Annotated in this window: 11 protein-coding genes and 1 tRNA gene; 9 read left to right on the top strand and 3 right to left on the bottom strand. The window is 64.3% G+C overall.

The annotated features are described in order from the left end of the window. A partial coding sequence (gene map, locus VDP82_RS12365) for a type I methionyl aminopeptidase (RefSeq protein ID WP_323015152.1) occupies window positions 1-647 on the bottom strand: 647 nt, incomplete at its 3' end. Window positions 648-772: 125 nt separating this feature from the next. On the opposite strand from map, the gene VDP82_RS12370 reads away from it, so the two are divergent. The 5 genes from VDP82_RS12370 to VDP82_RS12390 all read left to right on the top strand — a co-directional run bounded on the left by VDP82_RS12370 (window position 773) and on the right by VDP82_RS12390 (window position 2,929). Further along, the gene (locus tag VDP82_RS12370; protein WP_323015153.1) at window positions 773-1,546 is read left to right on the top strand and encodes a competence/damage-inducible protein A; all 774 of its coding nucleotides are present in this window, start codon (window positions 773-775) and stop codon (window positions 1,544-1,546) included. A 110-nt stretch (window positions 1,547-1,656) separates the two neighbouring features. Then, window positions 1,657-2,154: a xanthine phosphoribosyltransferase gene (gpt, locus tag VDP82_RS12375; RefSeq protein WP_323015154.1), complete on the top strand. Its 498-nt coding sequence runs from the start codon at window positions 1,657-1,659 to the stop codon at window positions 2,152-2,154. Between the two features lie 9 nt (window positions 2,155-2,163). Next, a tRNA-Leu gene (locus tag VDP82_RS12380) sits at window positions 2,164-2,249 on the top strand. A gap of 15 nt (window positions 2,250-2,264) precedes the next feature. Continuing rightward, a complete protein-coding gene (locus tag VDP82_RS12385) occupies window positions 2,265-2,645 on the top strand; it encodes a RidA family protein (RefSeq protein ID WP_323015155.1) in 381 nt (126 codons plus the stop codon). Next, window positions 2,645-2,929: a hypothetical protein gene (locus VDP82_RS12390; protein WP_323015156.1), complete on the top strand. Its 285-nt coding sequence runs from the start codon at window positions 2,645-2,647 to the stop codon at window positions 2,927-2,929. Before VDP82_RS12385 ends, VDP82_RS12390 begins: the two co-directional genes overlap by 1 nt. On the opposite strand, the gene VDP82_RS12395 is transcribed toward VDP82_RS12390, so the two are convergent. Beyond that, window positions 2,926-3,585, bottom strand: coding sequence for an RluA family pseudouridine synthase (locus VDP82_RS12395; RefSeq protein WP_323015157.1), 660 nt, complete (start codon window positions 3,583-3,585; stop codon window positions 2,926-2,928). The two genes, VDP82_RS12390 and VDP82_RS12395, sit on opposite strands and share 4 nt — an antisense overlap. Before the next feature lie 114 nt (window positions 3,586-3,699). Here VDP82_RS12395 and VDP82_RS12400 point away from each other — a divergent pair, with 114 nt between their 5' ends. From VDP82_RS12400 to VDP82_RS12415, 4 genes are all read left to right on the top strand, one after another. Then, a complete protein-coding gene (locus tag VDP82_RS12400) occupies window positions 3,700-3,882 on the top strand; it encodes a CsbD family protein (protein ID WP_323015158.1) in 183 nt (60 codons plus the stop codon). An 83-nt stretch (window positions 3,883-3,965) separates the two neighbouring features. Then, window positions 3,966-4,502: a methylated-DNA--[protein]-cysteine S-methyltransferase gene (locus VDP82_RS12405; RefSeq protein ID WP_323015159.1), complete on the top strand. Its 537-nt coding sequence runs from the start codon at window positions 3,966-3,968 to the stop codon at window positions 4,500-4,502. A gap of 2 nt (window positions 4,503-4,504) precedes the next feature. Next, complete coding sequence (locus VDP82_RS12410) at window positions 4,505-4,981, top strand: CYTH domain-containing protein (protein WP_323015160.1); 477 nt, start codon at window positions 4,505-4,507, stop codon at window positions 4,979-4,981. A gap of 129 nt (window positions 4,982-5,110) precedes the next feature. Further along, window positions 5,111-5,863 (top strand): SDR family NAD(P)-dependent oxidoreductase, encoded by a 753-nt coding sequence (locus VDP82_RS12415; RefSeq protein ID WP_323015161.1) that lies wholly within the window; start codon window positions 5,111-5,113, stop codon window positions 5,861-5,863. Window positions 5,864-5,893: 30 nt separating this feature from the next. Here the strand turns inward: VDP82_RS12415 and VDP82_RS12420 are convergent. Then, the coding region (locus tag VDP82_RS12420; RefSeq protein WP_323015162.1) for a gluconokinase at window positions 5,894-6,399 on the bottom strand (506 nt) is incomplete at its 5' end.

A 6,399-nucleotide genomic window follows, 5' to 3' on the forward strand; every position in this document is an offset into this window, starting at 1 on the left:
TCGATGGTGAAGATCATGCCGGGCTTGAGCGGCACGCCGCTGCCTGGCGTGCCGAAATGCAGGATATTGGGTTCGTCATGGAAGAGCTGGCCCAGCCCATGGCCGACGAAATCGCGCACCACGCTCATGCGCTCGCCCTCGGCCAGGGTCTGGATGGCGGCGCCGATATCGCCGGTGGTGTTGCCCGGCCTGGCGGCCGCGATGCCGGCTTCCAGGCATGCATAGGTGACCTCGATCAGCCGCTCGGCCTTGCGCGGCAATTCGCCCACCGGATACATGCGGCTGGAATCGCCATGCCAGCCATCCACCACCAGGGTCAGGTCGATATTGACGATGTCGCCCTCGCGCAGCGGCCTGTCGTCGGGAATACCGTGGCAGACCACGTGGTTGATCGAGGTGCAGACCGAATGACGGAATCCCTTGTAGAAAATGGTGGCGGGCACCGCTCCATGGTCGCGGGCGAACTCATAGGCGACTTTATCGAGAGTCGCGGTGGGCACGCCCGGCTCGACATATTCGGTCAGGATATCCAGCGCCTGTGCGGTAAGCGCGCCGGCCTTGCGCATGCCCTCGAATCCGGCGCTGCCATGCAGGGGGATGACACCGGGCGAGCGGCGGGCTTTGGCGGGGGCTTCAACGAAGGTAATCATGCAGGACTCCAAGGGTGAGGCCAAGGTAGTCGCTTGGCGGAGCGATTGGAAGGCCGGCGGCTCGCTTGACGGCAATGGCGGGCGGGGGCATTGGTGAAGGCGCCAAGCCACGGAATTTTCCCATGCCCACACCAGACCTTGTCACCGCCGGCCTTGTCGTGATCGGCGATGAAATCCTTTCCGGCCGCACCAAGGACGTCAATATCGGCGCCACTGCCGATTTCTGCACCGATCTGGGCATCGAGCTCAGGGAGGTGCGGGTGGTGAGCGACGAAACCGACGATATTGTCGCCGCCGTCAACGCCCTGCGCGAGCGATACACCTATGTGTTCACCACGGGCGGCATCGGCCCCACCCATGACGACATCACCGCCGACGCCATCGCCAAGGCCTTCGGCGTGGCACTGCCGATCAACCCGGAAGCACGCGCCATGCTGGAAGCGCGCTGGAAGCAGACGGGCACCGAGGTCAACGAAGCCAGGCTGCGCATGGCGCGCATTCCTGAAGGGGCGGAGCTGATCGTCAATTCGGTGAGCGCCGCGCCGGGTTTCCGCATCGGCAATGTGCATGTGATGGCCGGAGTGCCGGTCATCATGCGCGCCATGCTGGAAGCGTTGGCGCCCAGGCTCAAGGGTGGCCGCAAGGTCTTGTCGGTCGCCATCAAGGCGGCGGTGGGCGAGGGTACGCTCGGCGGGCCGCTGGCGGCCTTGCAGGAACAATATCCCGATGTCCGCATGGGCAGCTATCCGCAGATGGGCAATGCCAGGGTGATGACCGAGCTGGTGTTGCGCGCCACCGACGCCGCCCGGCTGGAAGAGGCGGCGGGCAAGGTGCGCGAAATGGTGACCGAGGCGCACCGCAAGGCCGGCATAGCCCTGCCCGATGATGCATATTGACCGGGTGGAAATGCGACTGGGCGATTGGCGCGGCGGCGCGCTTTTGCTAAGCACGGGCCTCTTTCCCGAAACAGCCACCGGACATGCCGTGCCGGCGCAGGAGAAATGATTTGACCACTGCCAACCAGAAGTCGTTTCCGGTTACCTGGGATCAGTTCCACCGCGACAGTCGCGCCCTGGCGTGGCGACTGACCGGGCTGGGCGGGTTCGATGCCGTCGTCGCCATCGCCCGGGGCGGGCTGGTTCCCGCCGCCATCGTGGCGCGCGAGCTCAATATCCGCACCGTCGAAACCGTGGCGGTGAAAAGCTACGACCACCAGAACCAGGGCGGCATTGCCGTTCTCAAGCAGATCAGCCCGCCGATTCTGGATATGGCCCGCAATGGCGGCAAGGTTCTGATCGTCGATGATCTGGTCGATACCGGCGCCACGGCGCGCGTGGTGCGCGACATGCTGCCCGGCGCCCATTTCGCCACTGTCTATGCCAAGCCCAAGGGCCGCGAGATGGTCGATACCTTCATCACCGAGGTGAGCCAGGACACCTGGATCTTCTTCCCCTGGGACCTCGATGTTGCCTATGTGGCGCCCATCTCGGGCGGCACGGACTGAGCAGCTTTCGCGGGCGTGGTGGAATGGTAGACACACCGGACTTAAAATCCGGAGGGGGTATCCCCGTGCGGGTTCAAGTCCCGCCGCCCGCACCATTGTGAGGACCCGACATGATTGAACGGATCGACACCGGCATTGCGCCGTCCTCCGCGCCCATCAACGACGCGGTGCGGGCCGGCAAGCATGTGTGGCTGGTCGCCATTGCCGAGGACCCGATCACTGGCGAGATCGTGCAAGGCGGTATCGAGGTGCAGGCGCGGCGCTGCATCGAGAACCTGGAAATCGCCATATCGGCTGCGGGCGGCACGCTGGCCAATCTGGCGATGGTGCAGATTTTCCTCATCGACAGCGCCGATGCTGCCGGCATGAACGCGGTCTATCGGGAATATTTCACCGGCCAGCCCTATCCGGTGCGGGCGACCGTGGTGGTCAAGGAATTGCTGGCCCGCGGGTTGCGGATCGAAATGACGGCCATGGCGGTGCTGGACTGATGTTGCTCAAGCGGGAACTGCTCGAAGAGATCAAGGCTGGCAAGGTGGATCTGGTCTTCCGCCGCTGGAACCGGCAGACGGTCAGGGCCGGTGGTACGCTCAAGACGAAATTGGGGCTGCTCTCCATCGGCGCCATCACCGATATGAGCCCCGAAGATGTGACGGAAGCGGATGCTTGCCGCGCCGGTTTCAAGGATGTGGCCGATTTTCGTCGCTGGCTCGACACGATGAAACAGGGCAGCCTGTTCCAGCGCATCGAGGTTCGGTTCGCCGACGCCGACTAAAACGGCGTCGGGGCCACGAAGGTCATGAACGCGCCGGTCGTGGGGTGGGTAAAACCCAGCTCCGCCGCATGCAGTTGCAGCCGGTCGGCCGCCGCGAAGCTTTCGGGGTCGGCATAAAAGGCGTCGCCCAGAATCACATGGCCTATGGCCTTCATGTGAACCCTTAGCTGATGTGTGCGCCCGGTGAGGGGGGTGAGGCGCAAGCGGGTGGCATTGGCCTCCCGCTCGATCACCAGCCATTGGGTCTGGGCTGGCCGTCCATTTTCGTGGTCCACCTTCTGGCGCGGCTTGTTCTCCCAATCGGTGGCCAGGGGCAGGTCGACCAGCCCGGAATCCTCCGCGACGATTCCGGCGACGCGGGCGATATAGGACTTGGTGGTTTTGCGGTGCTCGAACTGGCTGCCGATGCGGCCATGTGCGCGCTTGTTGAGCGCCAGCACCAGAACGCCGGAAGTGTCCTTGTCGAGCCGGTGGCACATGCCGGCCGTGGGCCATGTCTGGCGCGCGCGATATTCGATGCAGTCCCAGAGCGAGGGGTCCTTGCCCGGTACGCTCAGCAGTCCGCTTTGCTTGTCGACCACCAGGATGTCGTCATCGACATGGAGAACGTTGAGATAGGGATCGAGCGGAGGAAAATAGTTGATCAGGGTGGGCATGGGTCCGGGCATGGCGCCGTGTAACAGAGAGAATAGCATTTGACCACGCCGCCGGAATGGAACGCCGGGCCGCGCCGTTCGTTTGTGCACCGACATCGAACCAAGGAGATGGTCATGCATAAGGACGAAATCAAAGGCGTGGGCAAGCAGGCCAAGGGCGCGGTGAAGGATGCCGTTGGCGGCCTCACCGGCAACGAGAAGATGCAGGCTGAAGGCAAGCTCGACAAGGCCGCCGGCAAGATCCAGCAGAAGGTCGGCGAGGCCAAGGACGCTGCCCGCGACGCCCTCAAGCGCTGATCGCCGGACAATGGCCGGGGCGGCCGATAATTTCTGGTTGTCCCGGCTGGCGGTTCCCTAGCCGAAGGCGTTAGGGTCGCCGCATGGAAACGACGCTTTTCGATACGGCCCTGGGCCGGTTCGGCATTGGCTGGACGAATGTGGGTGTGGCGCGGCTGCAATTGCCGGGCCTCGATCCACATGCTCTGGGTGAGCGCATGGCGTTGGGCGGTGCCCGGCCGGGTGATCCGGGCATTGAAATTTCGCAGATCATCGATCGGATAGAGGACTATGCCGATGGTGAGGCTATCGATTTTTCCGCGACGCCCCTGGACCTGGATGGGCTTAGCGAATTCAACCGCCGGGCCTATGCGCTGCTGCTGACCACTGGCTGGGGCCAGACCACCACCTATGGCGCGCTGGCGCGGCAATTGGGCGATGTGCACCTGTCGCGCGCCGTGGGCGCGGCGATGGGAGCCAATCCCATTCCCCTCATCATTCCCTGCCACCGGGTGTTGGCCAGCGATGGACGTCCCGGCGGCTTCTCGGCGCCGGGCGGCGCCTTGTCCAAGCTCAGAATGCTGGCGCTGGAAGGCGTCGAGGTTGGCTCTCCGCCCGGCCAGATGAATTTCGGATTCTAGCCATGGGTATGGAGATCGAACGCAAGTTCCTCGTCCGCTCCGATGGCTGGAAAGGCCATGTCACCGGCAGGAAGAGCCTTGTTCAGGGGTATTTGTCGAGCCACGCCAAGGTGACGGTGCGGGTGCGCATCGAGGACGGGCGGCGGGGTCTGCTCACGCTCAAGGGGCGGCCCGATGGGCTGGCGCGGCCGGAATTCGAATATGAGATCCCCCTCGAAGATGCCCGGGACCTTATGGGGCTGGCCGAGCCGCATGTGGTCGCCAAGACCCGTCATCTCGTTCCCCATGGCGGCCTTGTTTGGGAGGTCGATGTGTTTACGGGCCGGCACGCGGGCCTGGTGTTGGCGGAGGTGGAACTGGATCGGCAAGATCAAGCTATTATCCTGCCGGACTGGATCGGGCCCGAGGTCAGTTGGGACGATCGCTACAACAACGCTTCACTTGCCCGTGACGGGATTCTTCCCGCGGACCCGGCATAGCGCCGGAACTCCGAGGGGCAGTGCGGGCTTGTTCCGGCAGTTGCCGCCCAATCGGCGCGGGGTTTGACCCAGGTCATGGTTCCGGCCCGTGCGCCTCCTATCATGGGGCAACAAGCACAGGAGCAGAAGATGACCAGGGATTTTGCCGGAAAAGTTGGTTTCGTGACAGGCGGCGCCTCAGGGATCGGCGAGGCGATCGCCCTGCAATTGGCGGCGCGGGGCGCCAGGGTGGTGGTGGCCGATCTCAAGCTCGACGCGGCCCAGAAAGTGGTTGCCGCCATCAAGGCCGCCGGCGGGGAGGCTGCCGCGGTGGCGGTCGATGTCGGCCGCATGGATGAGGTGGAAAAGGCGGTGCAGTTCGCCCTCGACACCTACGGGGCGCTGAACGTGGCGGTCAACAATGCCGGCATTGGCGGGGCCGCCGCGCCGCTGGGCGACTACAGCTTCGAGGATTGGCACAAGGTGATCGACGTCAACCTCAACAGCGTCTTCTACTCGATGAAATACGAGATTGCGGCGATGCTGAAGGGCGGCGGCGGCGCCATCGTCAACATGGCCTCCATTCTGGGGTCAGTGACCTTTCCCAACGCGCCCGCCTATGTCACGGCCAAGCATGGGGTGGTGGGCATGACCAAGTCCGCCGCCGTCGATTATGCCAAAAAGGGCATTCGCGTTACCGCCGTGGGGCCGGGCTTCATCGACACGCCCTTGCTGGCGGCGCTGCCCAAGCCGGCCTATGATGCGCTGGCCTCGGCCCATCCCATCGGGCGGCTGGGTACTGCTGACGAGGTGGCGGCGCTGACGCTGTTCCTGCTCTCGGATGCCGCCTCCAACATCACCGGCTCCTACCATGTGGTGGATGGCGGCTATATCGCCCAGTAACCAAAAAAGGCGGCTCCGAGCCGCCTTTTTTCATTGCCAGCGCCGGAACGTCTTGAGGTGGTCGAGCGCCTTGAGCGTGGTACGGGCGATCTTGTCGACGCCATCGGTGACCGGCACGACCAGTACGTTCTCCACCGCAGGGTCGGGCACTTCCAGGGTGGCGAACTGGCTGTCGAGCAGGCTGGCGGGCATGAATTCGTGCTGGCGCCGGGCGATGCGCTCCCCGATCACCTCCCTGGAGCCGTCGAGATAGACGAAAAGAATAGGCTCGCCTGCCTTTTCGGCGAGATAGTCGCGATAGCTGCGCTTGAGAGCGGAGCAGGCGCCCACGGCGGCGCCCTTCTTGTCTGCGGCTTCGCTGAGGGCCATGGCAAGCCGTTCCAGCCAGGGCCAGCGGTCGTCATCGACCAGCGGAATGCCCGAACGCATTTTCTCGACATTGGCCGGCGGGTGATAGCCGTCGCCATCGAGAAAGGGGACGTGCAACTGCCGGGCGATCTCCTGGCCAACGGTGGATTTGCCCGAGGAACTGACGC

The sequence above is a fragment of the Devosia sp. genome (assembly GCF_034675085.1).
Lineage (GTDB): Bacteria > Pseudomonadota > Alphaproteobacteria > Rhizobiales > Devosiaceae > Devosia.

Excerpts from the sequence above, each read along its gene's own strand:
- VDP82_RS12370 (WP_323015153.1), top strand. The coding sequence starts at position 773 with ATGCCCACACCAGACCTTGTCACCGCCGGCCTTGTCGTGATCGGCGAT.
- VDP82_RS12385 (WP_323015155.1), top strand. The coding sequence starts at position 2,265 with ATGATTGAACGGATCGACACCGGCATTGCGCCGTCCTCCGCGCCCATC.
- VDP82_RS12390 (WP_323015156.1), top strand. The coding sequence starts at position 2,645 with ATGTTGCTCAAGCGGGAACTGCTCGAAGAGATCAAGGCTGGCAAGGTG.
- VDP82_RS12395 (WP_323015157.1), bottom strand. The coding sequence starts at position 3,585 with ATGCCCACCCTGATCAACTATTTTCCTCCGCTCGATCCCTATCTCAAC.
- VDP82_RS12400 (WP_323015158.1), top strand. The coding sequence starts at position 3,700 with ATGCATAAGGACGAAATCAAAGGCGTGGGCAAGCAGGCCAAGGGCGCG.
- VDP82_RS12405 (WP_323015159.1), top strand. The coding sequence starts at position 3,966 with ATGGAAACGACGCTTTTCGATACGGCCCTGGGCCGGTTCGGCATTGGC.
- VDP82_RS12410 (WP_323015160.1), top strand. The coding sequence starts at position 4,505 with ATGGGTATGGAGATCGAACGCAAGTTCCTCGTCCGCTCCGATGGCTGG.
- VDP82_RS12415 (WP_323015161.1), top strand. The coding sequence starts at position 5,111 with ATGACCAGGGATTTTGCCGGAAAAGTTGGTTTCGTGACAGGCGGCGCC.